The following is a 15,958-nucleotide window of genomic DNA, read 5'->3' on the forward strand; positions in this document are numbered from 1 at the left end:
CGGGCCGCTTCGCGTTGATTAACGCGCCGTGCGTGAACGGGCGGCTTCGGGCGTCATTCCGGTCCATTCATTGAATGCGCGGAAGAACGAATTCGGGTCCTGGTAGCCGAGCAGGAAAGCGATCTGGCTGTAGGGCAGGTCCGAGCGATCGAGGTAATGCCACGCGAGCTTCTCGCGGACTTCCGCGAGCAGGGTCTTGAAGTTCGCGCCTTCGTCGCCGAGCCGCCGCTGCAGCGTCCGTTTGCTGATCGCAAGCGTTTGCGCGACGCCGTCCGCGGTGGCGAGCCCGCCCGGAATCAATTCGAGCAGCGCCGCGCGCACGCGCTCGACGATGCCGGCCTCGGCCGACAGTGCGTCGAGGCGGCGGCGCAGGTCGGGTTCGAAAATCTGCCACATCGCATGGTTCGCGGTGACGAACGGACGCCGCGCATCCTGCAGCGTCACGCTCACGGAAGGCGCATCGCCGTACTGCGGCGTCACGCCGAAAAAGCGCGCATAGCCGGGATGGGGGCTGACGTCGCGCGGCAGCGTGATGGCGCGTGCCGGCAGCTCGGTGCGGGTCGCCAGCCGCGCGAGTTTCACGAAGAAGCCGAGTTCGGCCGCGACCAGCATGCCAGGCGGCGGTACGTCGCGTTCCAGGAAGTCGACGGCGAGGGTGAGCGCATTGACCTCGTGCGACACACGCAACTGCATCGGGCCGATCAGCGGCTTGAACTGGCCGATGCGCCGGATCGCGATCTCCAGATTCGGGCTGCACAACGCGGCGAACAGCGGCGGATCGAAGGTTTCGACGGAGAGCAGATCGAGGATGCGCAGCGCGACGGCCGGCGTATTCGCCATGTCTTCCATCGCGCGCCACAGGCCGAAGTACTCGCGGGTCGTCAACCCGTTCTCGGGGCGCGTGAACAGATCGGCGGGCAACTGCGCGCGCCGCAGCAGTTCGTCGGCGCGCAGGCCAAGGTCGACCATCATGACCTGCCAGCCGGGCGAGATCGCGAAGCGGTTCATCGCCGTAATTGCCCGGTTTCGACGAGCTGCTGAAAGAAGTCGTTCATCGACTCGGCGAGCGGGCGATAGCGCATCCCGAGCTCGTTGCGGCTGCGGCTGTTGTCGGCGCGCCAGGGCAGCCCGATGTTGCGGGCGACCACGCGGCGCGTCACGCTCTTGTTCGCGAGCGGGCCGATCAGCCACACCAGCCACTTCGGCAGGATGCGCCGCGGAATCGGGTAGTCGGCGCCATACCGTTCCAGCAGCGTGGCGGCCATCGCCGGCAGGTTCGTGTCGTGTGCCGACACGATGTAACGGCCGTTGGCGTTCGGCAGGAACGCCGCACGCAGATGCGCATCGGCCACGTCGCGGACATCCACCGCACCCAGGCCGAGATCCGGCACGCCGGCCTTCATCGTGCCGTTGCCCATCTGCCGCACGATTTCGAAGCTTTCCGACGTCGCGTACGGGTTGATGCCGGGCCCGATCACGAGCGACGGGTTGATGGTGACGAGATCCCAGCGTTGCTGCTGGCGGGCGATCTTCCACGCTTCGCGCTCGGCGACCGTCTTCGAATACGAATAGGGCTGGTGGGTCAGCGACGAACTGGTGTTCCAGATTGCTTCGGTGAACACACCGTCTGGCGTCGCGGCGAGGTCCGCGTTGTCGCCGTAGATCGCCGCGCAACTGCTGGTCAGCACGACGCGCCGCACTGACGGCGTGCGGTTGGCCGTCTCGAGTACGTTGCGCGTGCCGAGCAGCGCCGGATCGACCAGCTCCTTCTGCGGATCGCGGACGGTGACGGTGAAGGGCGACGCGGTATGGAACACGGTCCCGCAACCGGCCATCGCGTCGGCGTACGACCCGGGTTCGAGCAGGTCCGCGCGGAAATAGCGGAGGGTGCCGGGCTTGCCGGCCGCGATGCGCTGGAGATGCTCGAGCTTGTCAGGGCTGTCGGGGTCGCGGACGGCCGCATGGACCGTCACGCCGGCCTCGAGCAGCCGCTGCACGAGCCAACCGGCGACGTAGCCGGTCGCGCCGGTGACCATGACGGGGAGGTCGGTATCGATATTCATGGGCGGGATTCCGTTGCAGAAGTGATGCGCCATGATGCCGCTTTTTGCGTGCCACTTCACTCGCAAAGCGCGCCAATCGACATGCAAGGGGCGACAGGCACGACGGCCGATTCGTCGGAGGTGAAAGTGAGCGGAGCGCCGGAATCGTCGCCATCGTGTTGCCGGACAACAATGGTCCGTCGCGCCGTCGCGCCCGCTTGCGTTTTTCGCCCTCGTCGTTTCCGGCAACGATTCCCCGACCCATATCGGCCGGCATCCCCACTTTTGGGGATGCCGTCGCCGAGCGGTACGCCTACGATGATCTACAAGGCGCCGGGGACCGGATATCACCAGAACAATCGAACAGGCCTGTCGTTGCGTGTCGATCGCTGTAAGCGTTCGCACAGTCGATTGACACGGTCGTCGCGTACGCTGATGTGCAGGTCCGCAGTGCGTCGTTGGCGCCGCGGCCGACGGCGCGTTGATGACGGAAGGCCTGATGTCGTATTTCGGGGAATTTCAATCAATATGCTCGCACGAGACTACGTAGAACGAGAGCTCTCCCATATCCAGCGCATGGTGGCGCTGCTGGACAGCGAGACGGACGTCGACGATGTATCGATGTCGGGCGCGGGGCGCGTCCGGCATCCGAGATACTGGCGCGGACGTATCGAGGAACTGCTGTCGACGCCCGACGTGCCGCGTCACGTCAGGAAGCTGAGCGAAGCCGTGCTCGCGAAGATCGACCAGATGGAAGCGCGGTTCTTGACGATGAAGTAAGTGCATCGTCGGGGCGGGTACCGAACCGCGTTTCATCGCGTCGCATCCAGCCTCGAACCCCTCTACCTGCGACAAGATTTCGTTCCGCGCGACCCGCGCCGCAGGCGCCATCGGCCGTCTGCATCACCACCGATTCCACGCCCGCCGTGTCAAAAACCACCATTACGTCTGACGAGAAACGGTGACAAACGTGGTATTTCGGCCAAATCCGCATCGGCAATTTGAACAATCAGACCGATTGAGTAAGATGCCCGAACGGCGTTCGACAAAAACGCACGGCGCGGGGTGGCCAGATGCAGATGAACGGATTGATTCCCTCGGCATGGATCGATGACGTCTACGCTGCGGCACTGGGCGATCAACGGTGGGAAGCGGTGCTGGACGGGCTGCGTCTGACGGTCGGCACGCGCATGGCCACACTGCTGTCGTTCGACGACGCGGCGCGGATGCCGGCAATCGAGCGGGCAGCCGGCGACGATCCGTCATGGGTCGCCGCATGCCACCACCGCTACAACACCGAGTTCTACCTGTACGACCCGGTCGTGCCGGTTGCCGCCGACTGGCCGGCAGGGCGCTGGTTCGAGGACGTCAAGCACCTGTCGGTGCGGCAGCGTACACATGGCGTGTTCTATCGGGAATTCATGCATCCGTTCGGGCTCGGCGGCATCTCGGGCCTGTACATCCATCGCGGCGAGGGCGCCGGCGCTTTCCTCAGCGTACAGAGCGGCCCGGAATCGCACGGGTTGTCCGACGCGCAGCGCCGCACCATCGAAATCATGGGCGGCCACATCAGTCGCGCGCTGCGCATCCATGCGCGCATCGGCGAACTCGAAGCACGCGTGGCCGCCGCGGAGTCGGCGCTCGATGCGGTGCCGGTGCCCGTGTTCCTGCTCGGCCCGCGGCGCGAACTGCGCTATACGAACCGCGCGGCCGATCAGCTGATCGCCGCCGAACCGGCGCTGCGGATCGTCAACGGCCGTTTCGCGCCGGAAGGCTGCGTCGATGACACGCAATGGCGGTATGCGTTCGCGCGCGGCGGGCTATTGCTGCGGCGTACGACGGGCGAGCCGCTGCCGCTTGCGCTGATCCCCGTTCCCGAACAGTCGCGCCTCGCGCGCGAACGGCCCGGCGTCGCGGCGCTGATGACGGCCGCGGACCTGCGTGCGCCGTCGGCGCGCGCGCAACGCTTGCGGGTGTTCTACGGGTTGTCGTCGGCGGAAGCCGAGCTGGCCGTGCTGCTGTGCTGCGACGGACGCTCGCCGCAGGAGTGCGCGGCGCTGCGCGGCGTGTCGATCGGCACGGTCCGCGCGCAGATCAAGTCGATCTACACGAAGACGGACGTGGCGCGCGCCGCGCAACTGACGTCGCTGGTCATGCAGACCTGAGCGCGCGACGCGCGCCGGCGCGGCGGCCTTTTTACCTATCCGCCGCCGATTCCCTGCAGTATCTTGCCGGTCCCGCCGCAGACGACGCATGGCTGGCCCTCCACCCTGCCGGTGCCGCGGCAGACGCGGCACGTGTCCTCGCCGATACCCGGCGCGCCTGCGGGGCCTTCGTCGCCGGCGTTCGGCGGGGTAGCCGGGTCGGGGTACGCTGATGGCTTCGTGGTCGACATCGTTGGCTCCTTTTGCGTTGCATGATGTCGCGGCGCGCATCGCACGTGCCTGCCAGGCGGCACGCGCGATGGCGACGGAATGACCGCGCGCTACAGCGCCGGCGCCCACGTCGACCCGAACGGGTTCGACTGGTCGATGCCCGGGAAGTCGACGAATGCCTTGCTGCAGTCGAGCACGCTGGCCGGGTCGATCGCATGGACCGCCGTGCCGTTGACGGCGACCCGGTTCGCGGTCGACGGGAACACCGGCAGGTTCACGTTGCGCAGCGTGAGGTTCGCGTCGGATGCGATCGTCGCGATGCTGTCGGGCGTATCGGCCACCACGTCGGTCAGCGACATCACGAGCGGGAACGCGGGCTCGCCGTAGCCGCCGGTGTTCGCCTCGAACCCCTGCAGCTTCACGCCGGCCGCCCCCTCGATCACGACGTTCGCGAGCGAGATGTCGTGGAAGTTCGGGTACAGCGGGCCGCTCGCGGGCACGGCCTTCGTGCTGTAGTACGGCGTGAACAGCAGCGCGTTCTTCGCGTCGCGGATGCAGATGTTCGCGTAGTGGATGTTGCTCACTTCGCCGCCGCGCGCATAGTCGGACTTGATGCGCAGCCCTTCTTCCGAATCGCGGAACGCATTGTCGTACACCTGAACGTTGGTCACGCCGCCGTTGGTCTCGCTGCCGATCGAGATGCCGTGCCCCCAGTAGATGTGATTGTGCGCGATCACGACGCCCCATTTGCGATCGGCGCGCACGTCGCGATTGCCGTCGATGCCGAACAGCCCGGAGCCGGCGGGCGCCGGATTGTTGCTGCCCTTGAGCGCGATGTCGTCGTCGCCGGTGCTCACGTAGTTGTATGCGAACACGAAGTTCTTCAGGTAGCCGTCGAACGAGATCGCGGCGGCGGACGTCGTCGTGCTGCCGGTCGACAGCGCCGCCGAGGTCGGCTTCGACGCGGCGCCCGGGTCGAACGCGTCGGTGTTCTTCACGTTGTCCGCGTTGAAGGTCTGCCCGTTGTACAGCGGGTTGCCGTTGCCGGCCGGGTTCGCGAACGCGGCGAGCGTCGGCGTCTGCACCTTCACGTTCCAGATCGTCAGCCCGTCGACGCCGCTCGGCACCACGTGGAAATTCGGGCTGTTGTTCAGCGTGATGCGGTACAGCGTGAGGTTCTTCGCGTAGTTGAACACCATCAGCCGGAAATTCGACTGCGAGCCGAAGCCGGTCGTGCCGTTCTGCACCATGTTGCCGAGATACGCGAGATCCCACCACGTCATGTTGCGCACCGTCGATTTCGAATCGACGACGGTGCCGCCGTCGTCGCACGCGGTGCCGTCGGGCGCCACGGTGCCGCTCTTGTAGGCCGCGTAGGTGTTCGAGCACGTCAGGTCGACCTTCATCAGCGGGTATTTCGCATCGGACGTCACGAGCTCCGCGTAGCCGCGCCCGTCGATCCGGCCGTCGCCGACCACCGCCGCGTTGACGAGGTTGGTGCCGGTGATCAGCGCGGCGCAGTTCGACGAGCTGCCGGCTTTCGTCGCGCTGACGGCCGTGTTGCCGCAGTACGGCCCGGCGGCGTTCGGCGAATACGCCTTCACGTCGCGCGATGCATACAGCGTGACGCCCTTGTCGATCCACAGCGTGACGCCGGACGGCAGCGTCAGCGGCCCGCTGATGAAGCCGTTGCCGGGCCCCGCGTGATTGACGACGAGCCGCACCGCGAATTTGCTCGCGCGGTACTTCGGCTTCGCGAGTTCCTCGCCGGATGCGCCGGCGAGGTTCACGTTCGGCGCGGCGGCCGCCTTTTGCGCGGCGGTGGCCGCGGCGTCCGCCGCCGCGATCGTCGCGCCGACTTCAGCGTCGACCGCCGCGCCGCACGCGTCGAGCGCGGCCTGGATGCGCGCCTGATCGGGGTTGGCCGTCGCGGCCGGCACGGCCTTGCCGACGCCGGCCGTCGACGGGTCGGCCTCCGGCGGCAGCGAGCCGTCGGGGCGGCTCACGAGCGTATTGGCGGCTTCGAGCGTGCTGCATACCTGCGTATCGGCGGGCAGCGCCGGTTCGGCCGGCAGGTTCGGGTCGACGGTCGTCGTGCCGACCTGGAACACGCTGGTGGCGGGCGGTGCGGTGGACGCCGCGCCGCCGCCGGTACTCGCCTCGTCGCCGCCGCACGCGGTGAGCGCCGCGGCGGTGGCGAGCAGCGCGGCGAGCAGGCCGAGCACGCGCGGGCGCCGGTTCGGCCGGGCATTGGGCCGGACATTGGGCCGGGAAAGGGGGAGTGTCATGACGGAGATCTCCTGAAGAGGCATCGGCTGCGCGATGCCGGGTTGGTATCGGGTCGTTCGGGCGGCGCGTGCTCCGCGACGCGAGCGTGCGGGCTGGAGACGGGCTGCCGGTCAGGCTGAGGCGGAGCGGATGCGGTCGCCGACGCGGGGTCGCCGGGCGGAGCGCCACGGACGCGAAATCGCGTCGCGCGGAAGGCAGGCCGGCGCGCGCTCGTGGCACCGCGATGGCGTGACGATTTCGTGGTCAGTCATCCTATAACGACGGCAAACGAAGCGAAAGAAGGCCGCCGAGTGTCAGGAAACCGCGACGATCATGCCCCGTTCGCATGCCGACCCCTTTCCGGAAAACGTTTCGCTGAAAAACCTATAAACAGAGAAATCGATTCTCCGATTTCCGCCAAAAGCCCTTGATAGTTGGGGTTATAGGGGTATGCACCAAGTGAGTTAAACGGTTAACCGACGTACATTCGCTCAACACGTCATACGACGTATGACTCTGCGGTTCAAGGACGCGCCTGGATGAAGCAGGTGCCCGCCGACGGATCGCCGCACAACAACGATCGACCATCAAGGAGACTCACCATGAAGCACCGATTCACCGGCTCCCGTACCGCCCTCGCCGTCGCGTTGATGGCCGGCTTCGCGATGTCCGCGCAGGCGCGCGTGTTCCGCTCGGCGGACGTGCACGGCGACAACTTCCCGACCAACATGGCCGTGAAGTTCATGGGCGACGCGCTGTCGAAGCAGACGGGCGGCAAGGATTCGATCAAGGTGTTCGGCAACAGCGCGCTGGGCTCCGAGAAGGACACCGTCGACCAGGTGCGGATCGGTGCGATCGACATGGCGCGCGTGAACGGCGCATCGTTCAACGAGATCGTGCCGGAGTCGCTGATTCCGTCGTTCCCGTTTCTGTTCCGCGACGTCGATCACTTCCGCAAGGCGATGTACGGCCCGGCCGGCCAGAAGATCCTCGATGCGTTCACCGCGAAGGGAATGATCGCGCTGACGTTCTACGAGAGCGGCGCGCGCTCGATCTACGCGAAGCGCCCGGTGCGCTCGCCGGCCGACATGAAGGGGCTGAAGGTGCGCGTGCAACCGTCCGACCTGATGGTCGACGAGATCCGGGCGATGGGCGGCACGCCGACGCCGATGCCGTTCGCCGAGGTGTACACGGGCCTGAAGACGGGCCTCGTCGATGCGGCGGAAAACAACCTGCCGTCGTACGAGGAAACCAAGCATTACGAAGTCGCGCCCGATTACTCGGAGACGCAGCACGCGATGACGCCGGAAGTGCTGGTGTTCTCGAAGAAGATCTGGGACACGCTGTCGCCGCAGGAGCAGGCGGCGATCCGGAAGGCGGCGGCCGACTCGGTGCCGTACTACCAGAAGCTGTGGACCGCGCGCGAGGCGTCCGCGCAGCAGCTGGTGACGAAGGGCGGCGCGAAGATCCTGCCGGCCGCGCAGATCGACCGCGCGGCGTTCGTGAAGGCGATGCAGCCGCTGTGGATCAAGTATGAAAAGACGCCGCAGATGAAGCAGATCGTCGACGAGATCGAGGCCACCAAGTGACGCGTCGCACTTCCCTGAACAGCGCGGCGGCCGCGGGCGGGTCGGCCGCCGCCCCGGACGGCACGCCGCCCGCGCGGCCGCATGCCGCGTCGCTGCTGCGCTGCGTGAACGACGTGCTGTTCCGCGTGCTGGCCGTGATTGCATCGTCGTGTCTCGCGGTGCTCACGGTGCTGGTGTTCTACGCGGTCGTGATGCGCTACGTGTTCGAGAACGCGCCGGATTTCGTCGAGCCGATCGCGCTGTTGCTCGTGATCGTGATCGCGATGTTCGGTGCCGCGATGAAGGTGCGCGACGGCGGCCATATCGGCCTCGATTCGCTGGTGCGCCGGCTGTCGCCGAAGGCGCGCACGGTGGTCATCGCGATCCAGCACCTGAGCCTGATCGCGTTCGCGATCATGATCATGATCGGCTGCGGCAGCATGGCCGTCGAGACGATGGGCGACCGCATCCCGATCATCGGGCTGCCCGAAGGCGTGCGCTACCTGATCACGATGCCCGCGGCGGTTGCGATCATCTTCTTCTCGCTCGAGCACCTGCTCGCGCTTCGTCGTTCTTCGTCGGGACAATAACGCCATGGAACTCGCGATCCTGTCCGTCAGTTTTCTGATATTTCTCGTGCTCGGCGTACCCGTGTCGTTCGCGCTCGGCATTGCGTGCGTGCTGACCTACATGGTCGAAGGCCTGCCGATCGCGACCGCGATGCAGGCGATGATCTCGGGGATGAACGCGTTCTCGTTCCTCGCGGTGCCGTTCTTCATCTTCTCTGGCGAACTGATGCTGCATGGCGGCATCGCCGACCGCATCCTGCGCTTCGCGCAGGCGACCGTCGGCCACTTCCGCGGCGGCCTCGGGATGGCGAACGTCGTCGCTTGCACGCTGTTCGGCGGCGTGTCGGGCTCGCCGACCGCCGATACGTCGGCGATGGGCGGCGTGGTGATTCCGCTGATGAAGCGCGAAGGCTACAGCGCCGCGTACGCGGTCAACGTGACGACGCATGCGTCGCTCGCCGGCGCGCTGATGCCGACGTCGACCAACATGATCATCTACGCGTTCGCCGCGCAGGGCATCACCGGGATGCTGCACGGCCAGCCGGTGAGCGGCGTGTCGATCGGCGACCTGCTGTTCTCGGGGCTCCTGCCGGTGTTGTGGGTGATGGGCTTCGTGCTCGCCGCCGCGTACTGGCAGGCCGTGCGTCACGGCTATCCGCGCCGCGAGGACGGTTCGTCCGCGCTGCCGCGGTTTCCCGGCTGGTATGCGGTGCTGCGCAGCTTCGTCGGCGCGGTGCCGGGGCTGATGGTGATCGCGATCATCCTGGTGTGCGTCGCGAAGGGCATCGCCACCGCGACCGAAGCGGCCGCGATCGCCGTCGTGTACTCGCTGGTGCTGACCGCGGTGGTCTACCGGACGCTGACGGCCGAGAAGCTGCGCCGCGCGCTGTCGCATGCGGCACGCACGACGGGCGTCGTGCTGCTGCTGATCGCGGTGTCCAACATGCTGCGCTTCCAGATGTCGTACCTGGAGATTCCCGATGCGATCGAAGGGCTGCTGAAGCAGTCGACCGCGGCGCCGTGGCTGATGCTGCTGTACATCAACATCATCCAGGTGTTCCTCGGCACGTTCGTCGACATGGCCGCGCACATCCTGATCACGACGCCGCTGTTCCTGCCGATCGCGATGGCATGCGGCGTCGGGCCGGTGCAGTTCGGGATCATGCTGCTGCTGAACTGCTCGCTCGGCCTCGTGCACCCGCCGATCGGGTCGGTGCAGTTCGTCGGCTGCGCGATCGGCAACGTGTCGATCGGCGAGACGACGAAGATGGCGTGGCCGTACTACCTCGCGATCTTCAGTGCGATCAACATCGTCACGTACATGCCGTTCTTCTCGACGTGGCTGCCGAGCCTGATCAGCGGGCACGCGGTGTTCTGATTGCGGCGCGCGTTTCGCACGTCGCGGCGCCGGACGACCGAGGGGGCCGGCGCCGCGGTTGCATGCGCGGTTCCCTTTCTTCACTTCCCGGCACTTCCATGAAAACGACTCTCCTGCGGCGCGCCGTGGCGGCGGTTGCGTTGACGATGGCGGCCTCGCTCGCGCACGCGGCGACGTATGCATACGTGTCGAACAGCGACAGCCGCGATATCTCGGTGTTCAGCGTCGACACGGCGAACGGTGCGCTGACCGCGATCGAAACCGTGCCGGTCGACGGCACCGTGATGCCGATGGCGTTGTCGCCCGATCATCGGCGCCTGTACGCGGCATTGCGTTCGACGCCGTATCGCGTCGTCAGCTTCGCGATCAATCCGCTCGACGGGCGGCTGATCGAGCTGGGCCGCGCGCCGCTCGCGGACAGCATGGCGTACGTGTCGACCGATGCGTCGGGCCGCTACCTGTTCTCGGCGTCGTATGGCGGCAACCTGCTCGCGGTGAACCGGATCGGCGCGGACGGCGTCGCGGGCGACGTGCGGCAGACGGTGAAGACCGGCCCGATGGCGCACGCGATCCGCCAGTCGCCGGACGGCCGCTACGCGTTCGCGTCGGTGCTCGGCGCGGATGCGTGGTTGCGCTTGCCGTTCGATGCGTCGACGGGAATGCTGACCGACGACACGACGCCCGCGTACCGGCTGCCCGACAAGTCGGGCCCGCGCCATTTCGTGTTCTCGTCGAACGGCCGCTTCGCGTACCTGATCGACGAACTCGACGGCAAGCTGCACGTGCTCGCGCTGTCGCACGGCGGCGCCGATGCGCGGCCGATCCAGACCGTGTCGATCCTGCCGCCCGATTTTCACGGCGACAAGCCATGGGGCGCCGATCTCCATCTGACGCCGGACGGGCGTTTCCTGTACGCATCGGAGCGCACGTCGAGCACGCTCGCCGGGTATCGCGTCGACGCGACATCGGGCAGGCTCGCGCGGATCGGCACGTTCGCGACCGAACGGCAGCCGCGCGGTTTTGCGATCGATCCGTCGGGCAAGTATCTGCTCGCGGCGGGGCAGCTGTCGCCGACGCTGGCCGTGTACCGGATCGACGGCCACACCGGGCATCTCGACGCGATCGGCAAGTATCCGGTCGGCAAGGGCGCGAACTGGATCGAGATCGTCACGTACGACGGGACGAACTGATTCTGCGTGCGGCGCGAACGTTCACCTAACCCCGCGGCGCGTCCGGTTCGGCGTCGCCGTCCGATGCGTCATCAGCCGACCGATCGTTGCGCCAGAGCGCAAGCTCGCGCCACAACGCCGGCCGCGCGTGGTCACGCGGCGGCAATTCAATGACATGCGCGACGCCGCGCACGTTGACCATCGCGCCTGAGTCAGGCAGCGCGGGAATGCCCGCCGACGATGAATCGTCCGGCTCGGCGGTGACGGCGGGGCTGGGCGGGCGTGGCGACATCATGCGAATTTTCCTTGGGGTGTCGAAACGGTGCATCAGTAACGGACCCGCCCGATCAGGCCGAGCGGGTCGACGGCGTGCTGGATGGCGGATGCGACCTGCCGTTGCGCGGCCGGCACGTGCTTGCGGTAGTACGCGATATTGACCGGCCCGACGCCGTGTTCCGCGCTGAAGCAGCCGCCTGCCTGTACGACGCGGTCGTACAGCGCGCCGCGCAGCGCCACCTGCTGCAGCGCGCCGTAGCGTGCTGCTTCGGCATGCGGAATCGACACGACGAGATGGCAGCCGCCGTCGCCGAAATGGCCGAACGCATGACAGCGCAGCGGCGGATGCGCGGCGGTGAGCCACTGCTCGGCATCGGCGACGAATCCGGCGAGCGCGCCGCGCGGAAACGACACGTCGAACGACAGCGGCACGCCGTCCTGCGCGACCGCGGCCGGCAGCGCGTCGCGAATCCGCCAGAACCGTTCCGCCGGCGCGCACGCCGCGTCGAGCACGACGCGTTCGTTCGCCAGGGCGTCGAGCGTCGCGACGGTGCGTTCCTCGAGCAACGCATCGAGCCCCGGCATGCCGGTCGCGATCTCGACGAGCGCGTAGCAGGCTGCAGCGTCGGCCTCGAACGGCACGCGCAATGTCGGAAACGCGGCGGCGACACAGCCGACCGCCGCCGCCGACATGAACTCGAATGCCGACAGCAACTCGCCGAATGCGCGCTCGAACGCGAGCAGGCCGGCGAGTGCCGCGTCGTACGACGCGAACGCGACGAACGCCGCGCACGACGACCGTTCGAGCGGCGCGAGCGCGAACGACACGGCGGTGACGAGGCCGTTCGCGCCATTCGCGCCGATGAAGCACTGCGCGACGTCGAAGCCCGCGTTGCGCTTGCGCAGCGGCGCGAGCGCGTCGATCACGGTGCCGGCTTCATCCGCAAGCACCACTTCGACGCCGAGCACGTGACGGCGCACGTCGCCGTACTTGATCAGGCGGCTGCCGCCCGCGTTCGCGCCGACGAGGCCGCCGGCCGCCGGATCGCTGCCGAGATCGATCGGCACGCAGAGCCCCGCTTCGCCCGCCAGACGGTTGATGTCGGACAGCCGTACGCCGGCCTCGACCGTGATGCTGCGATTGGCCGGATCGAACGCGCGCACGGCGCGCATCCGCTCGAACGACACCACGCATTGCGTGCCGCTGCGATCGGGCACGGCCGCGCCGACGAGCCCGGTGCGCGCGCCCTGGGCGACGAGCGCGATCCGGTGCGCGACGGCGACGCGTGCCAGCGCACGCACGTCGGCGGTCGAGCCCGGCCGCGCGACGCCGAGCGGCACGCCGCTGTACTGCACGACGTCGGTCGCATACGGCTCGCAGGCCGCGCCTTCGAGCCAGCCGTCGCCGAGTGCCGCGGCGAGCGCGTGCCGTTGCGCGGCGTGTGCCGCGGGGGCGGGCAGCGCGTTCATCGTCAACTGGCCCGCGCGAGCTGCTTGCGCAGCCGGCCGCGCACGACGACCAGCGCGATCAGCGGCACGACGCCGCCCCACAGCGGGCTGTGGCGCATCGCGATCGACACCGCGAGCGCGACGACGGTGACGGCGAGCAGCACGAGCGACAGCGACCGCGCACGCGCCTGGTCGACGAACGTGCCGTCGACGAAGCCGCCGTCCGACCACGCGGTATGCACGATGCCGACCACCAGCACGCAGACGAGCATCGCCGCCGGGCCGAGTTCCTCGCCCCACAGACGGCTACCTGTCGGCGACACGAGCGCGAGCACCGCGCCGATCACGAGAAACAGGTCGACGCCGAGCGCGATGCTGTTGCGCTCCGCGCGGCGCATCAGCCACGCGCCGTGCACGAGTGCGAGCACGCCGCCGATCAGGAACGCGTGGGTCCAGCGCAGATCCGGCTGCTCGGGGCCGAGCCGGCCGTAGAACAGGAACACGATCGCCGGCAGGAAGTTGCTCGCGTGCAGCAGGTAGTCGGTTATGGGATGGTTCGATTTCATCGTGTCTCTCCTTCGTCGAAACAGCGTGGCGACGCGTCAAGCGTCGTGCCAGCGGAACAGCCGCGCGGCGGCGAACAGGAACAGCGCGGTGCACGCGGTCATGCCGAGCAGTTGCGGCGCGAGCTGCGCGTACGGCGCGCCGTCGACCAGCGCGCCGCGCAGCGCGACGGCGAACTGGTTGGTCGGCAGGAACGCGAGCCCGGCCTTCAGCCATGCGGGCGCGTCGTGCATCGGGATCGTCAGGTCGCTGAAGAACAGCAGCGGGTAGTAGGTGACGTTGCACGCGAGCTCGGCGGCCGCGAGCGAGCGGGTGCGGCTGGCGAGCAGCACGCCGATGCTCAGCACCATCGCCGCGCCGAGCAGCACGATCGGCAATGCGCGCAGCCCGTCCGGCGTCGCGATCGGCAGCGCGATGCCGAACGCGACGCGCGCGACCGTCAGCAGCACGAGCGCCGACAGCGCCATCATCGCCATCCGCGCGACGATCAGCGCGGCGAGGAATACGCCGCGCGAGACCGGGAAGCACACGTACAGCTTGAACGTATTGCGCTCGCGCAGCGCCGCGATCGCGGTGGTCGTCGAGTTGAGGCCGATCGCCATGAACGCCATCACGAGGATGCCGGTCGCGAAGAACGCGCCATAGTCGAACGGGCGGCGCGTGGGCGCGGCATTCTCGAAGCGTGCCTGCGCGGCCGGCAGCCCGAGCCGCTGCGCGGCGCAGCGTGCGAGCGCGATCTCGACGACCCGCGACGCCGCCTTCACCGCGAGCGAGCCGTTGAAGTCGTAGCGGATCGTTGCCGGCGTGCGCTCGTCGGCGCCGAGCACGACGGTCACGCGCTCGGCCGGCGTGCCGCGGCCGCCGAAGGTCGCCTTCACCGTGTCGCTGTGCGACAGGCTGGCGACGATCTGCGCCTTGCACGCCTGGTTGTACGGCGTCGCGCCGCCGGGCACGTCGAACGCGATGTCGGCCGTGCCGAGCGAGCCCGAGCCGCCGAACGCGAACAGCATCACGCTCAGCAGGAACACCGGGAACACCAGCGTCCAGAACAGCGACGAGCGGCTGCGCAGATAGCCGAGCAGCTCGTTGCGCACGAGGATCAGGAACACCTTAGTCATGGGTCGGGCCCTCGGTGCACAGGCGCAGCAGGTCGCCCGGCGTGCTCGGCGCGAGCGCGAGATGCTGGATACCCTGTTCGCCGACGATCCGGTGCACGTTCGGATGCAGCGTCGCATCGCCGAACGCCTCGACCACGTGCGCGGCCGACACGCGCACGCCGGTCACGCCGGGCAGCGCCGCGAGCCGCTTGCGCAGCGCGCGCGCATCGGCTGCGTCGCGGCAATACAGGACCGCGCGCGCATCGCCGACGAGCTCGGCGCGCAGCGTGTCCCGGTCGCCCTGGTAGCGCACGCCGCCGTCGCGCACCCAGACGAGATCGTCGACCACGCTCAGTTCCTCCTCCGAATGGCAGATCATCGCGACGCTCGTGCCGCTTGCGCGGTCGCGCAGCAGGTCGATCACGACGCCCGCATAGCGACGGTCGAGGCCCGTGAACGGCTCGTCGAGCACGGCCAGCTCGGGCCGGTGCGCGAGCGCGACGTACAGGTCCACGCGCTGGCGCTGCCCCTTCGACAGCGCGCGGCACGGCTTGTCGAGCAGTTCGGCGATGCCGAGCGCGTCGGTGATCGCCGCATCGGTGTGTGCGTACATCGCGCGGTGCAGCGCGACGATCTCGGATACACGCAGATGATCGGGATACTCGACCTTCTGCAATTGCGCGCCGATTCGCTGCAGCGACCGCGAATCGCGCATGAAGCGTTCGGCCGGCACGTCGAGCACGCGCACGTCGCTGCCGCCGCGCCGGAAGCCGAGCAGCGTTTCGAGCAGCGTGGTCTTGCCCGAGCCGTTCGGCCCGATGATCGCGGTGATCGCGCCGAGCCGGAACCGCACGTGGCGCGCGGAGAAGCGGAAATCGCCGGCCGCGACGTCGATCGCGCGCGCGCCGAGCGCCGCGCCCGGCGCATGTGCGTCGGGCAGCGGCGGCGTGCCCGCGCGCCGCGGCCGGTCGAACGCGGCGGGCGGGGCGAACATCGCGCGCACGGACGCCAGAAACGAAACGCTCATCGTCGGCATCCTCAGTCGAACAGCATGACCTGCGTGTCGCGCGCGCCCCGGTACGGGTTGCGGCCGTGCGCGACCAGCATGTTGTCGACGACGAGCACGTCGCCGGCCTGCCACGGGAACGCGCATTCCTCGTCGTCGAGCGCGTCGTAGATCGCCACCAGATCGTCGAACGGCAT

The 15,958-nt window shown here is 68.2% G+C and carries 16 protein-coding genes; 6 read left to right on the plus strand and 10 right to left on the minus strand.

The genetic code is table 11. The annotated features are described in order from the left end of the window. Nucleotides 1–18 precede the first annotated feature (18 nt). Together AP428_RS31205 and AP428_RS31210 are read right to left on the minus strand one after the other, a co-directional pair. On the minus strand, nucleotides 19–1,008 hold the full coding sequence (locus AP428_RS31205; RefSeq protein ID WP_054928589.1) for an AraC family transcriptional regulator: 990 nt from the start codon (nucleotides 1,006–1,008) through the stop codon (nucleotides 19–21). Next, nucleotides 1,005–2,063 carry an NAD-dependent epimerase/dehydratase family protein gene (locus AP428_RS31210; RefSeq protein ID WP_171984352.1) on the minus strand — a complete coding sequence of 353 codons (1,059 nt, stop codon included), beginning with the start codon at nucleotides 2,061–2,063 and terminating at the stop codon, nucleotides 1,005–1,007. The genes AP428_RS31205 and AP428_RS31210 overlap by 4 nt, the downstream gene beginning before the upstream one ends. Nucleotides 2,064–2,570: 507 nt before the next feature. Here AP428_RS31210 and AP428_RS31215 point away from each other — a divergent pair. Both AP428_RS31215 and AP428_RS31220 read left to right on the plus strand, forming a co-directional pair. Then, a complete protein-coding gene (locus AP428_RS31215; RefSeq protein ID WP_027805970.1) occupies nucleotides 2,571–2,822 on the plus strand; it encodes a hypothetical protein in 252 nt (83 codons plus the stop codon). A gap of 299 nt (nucleotides 2,823–3,121) precedes the next feature. Beyond that, nucleotides 3,122–4,207, plus strand: a complete 1,086-nt coding sequence (locus AP428_RS31220) for a helix-turn-helix transcriptional regulator (protein WP_226135477.1) — start codon at nucleotides 3,122–3,124, stop codon at nucleotides 4,205–4,207. A gap of 35 nt (nucleotides 4,208–4,242) precedes the next feature. On the opposite strand, the gene AP428_RS37615 is transcribed toward AP428_RS31220, so the two are convergent. Both AP428_RS37615 and AP428_RS31225 read right to left on the minus strand, forming a co-directional pair. Next, nucleotides 4,243–4,437, minus strand: coding sequence for a hypothetical protein (locus AP428_RS37615; RefSeq protein ID WP_011549213.1), 195 nt, complete (start codon nucleotides 4,435–4,437; stop codon nucleotides 4,243–4,245). A gap of 90 nt (nucleotides 4,438–4,527) precedes the next feature. Further along, nucleotides 4,528–6,705 carry a glycoside hydrolase family 28 protein gene (locus tag AP428_RS31225; RefSeq protein WP_011549212.1) on the minus strand — a complete coding sequence of 726 codons (2,178 nt, stop codon included), beginning with the start codon at nucleotides 6,703–6,705 and terminating at the stop codon, nucleotides 4,528–4,530. 582 nt (nucleotides 6,706–7,287) lie between these two features. On the opposite strand from AP428_RS31225, the gene AP428_RS31230 reads away from it, so the two are divergent. The 4 genes from AP428_RS31230 (at nucleotide 7,288) to AP428_RS31245 (ending at nucleotide 11,390) form a co-directional block, all read left to right on the plus strand. Next, nucleotides 7,288–8,274 carry a TRAP transporter substrate-binding protein gene (locus tag AP428_RS31230; RefSeq protein ID WP_011549211.1) on the plus strand — a complete coding sequence of 329 codons (987 nt, stop codon included), beginning with the start codon at nucleotides 7,288–7,290 and terminating at the stop codon, nucleotides 8,272–8,274. Further along, nucleotides 8,271–8,843: a TRAP transporter small permease gene (locus tag AP428_RS31235; protein WP_011549210.1), complete on the plus strand. Its 573-nt coding sequence runs from the start codon at nucleotides 8,271–8,273 to the stop codon at nucleotides 8,841–8,843. Before AP428_RS31230 ends, AP428_RS31235 begins: the two co-directional genes overlap by 4 nt. 4 nt (nucleotides 8,844–8,847) lie before the next feature. Next, a complete protein-coding gene (locus AP428_RS31240) occupies nucleotides 8,848–10,200 on the plus strand; it encodes a TRAP transporter large permease (RefSeq protein ID WP_006481162.1) in 1,353 nt (450 codons plus the stop codon). A 98-nt stretch (nucleotides 10,201–10,298) separates the two neighbouring features. Next, nucleotides 10,299–11,390, plus strand: a complete 1,092-nt coding sequence (locus AP428_RS31245; RefSeq protein WP_054928591.1) for a beta-propeller fold lactonase family protein — start codon at nucleotides 10,299–10,301, stop codon at nucleotides 11,388–11,390. Nucleotides 11,391–11,415: 25 nt separating this feature from the next. On the opposite strand, the gene AP428_RS31250 is transcribed toward AP428_RS31245, so the two are convergent. From AP428_RS31250 to AP428_RS36340, 6 genes are all read right to left on the minus strand, one after another. After that, on the minus strand, nucleotides 11,416–11,664 hold the full coding sequence (locus AP428_RS31250; RefSeq protein ID WP_197285619.1) for a hypothetical protein: 249 nt from the start codon (nucleotides 11,662–11,664) through the stop codon (nucleotides 11,416–11,418). 32 nt (nucleotides 11,665–11,696) lie between these two features. After that, the gene (locus tag AP428_RS31255) at nucleotides 11,697–13,115 is read right to left on the minus strand and encodes an FAD-binding oxidoreductase (RefSeq protein ID WP_054928593.1); all 1,419 of its coding nucleotides are present in this window, start codon (nucleotides 13,113–13,115) and stop codon (nucleotides 11,697–11,699) included. Nucleotides 13,116–13,117: 2 nt separating this feature from the next. Beyond that, nucleotides 13,118–13,660, minus strand: coding sequence for a hypothetical protein (locus AP428_RS31260; RefSeq protein ID WP_012337019.1), 543 nt, complete (start codon nucleotides 13,658–13,660; stop codon nucleotides 13,118–13,120). 36 nt (nucleotides 13,661–13,696) lie between these two features. Then, nucleotides 13,697–14,776 (minus strand): ABC transporter permease, encoded by a 1,080-nt coding sequence (locus tag AP428_RS31265; protein WP_054928594.1) that lies wholly within the window; start codon nucleotides 14,774–14,776, stop codon nucleotides 13,697–13,699. Then, nucleotides 14,769–15,782, minus strand: a complete 1,014-nt coding sequence (locus AP428_RS31270; protein WP_054928598.1) for an ATP-binding cassette domain-containing protein — start codon at nucleotides 15,780–15,782, stop codon at nucleotides 14,769–14,771. Before AP428_RS31270 ends, AP428_RS31265 begins: the two co-directional genes overlap by 8 nt. An 11-nt stretch (nucleotides 15,783–15,793) precedes the next feature. Next, a partial coding sequence (locus AP428_RS36340) for a TauD/TfdA family dioxygenase (RefSeq protein WP_197285620.1) occupies nucleotides 15,794–15,958 on the minus strand: 165 nt, incomplete at its 5' end.

It is taken from the genome of Burkholderia sp. E168m22 (assembly GCF_001319805.1).
In the GTDB taxonomy this organism is placed as follows: Bacteria; Pseudomonadota; Gammaproteobacteria; order Burkholderiales; family Burkholderiaceae; genus Burkholderia; species Burkholderia orbicola.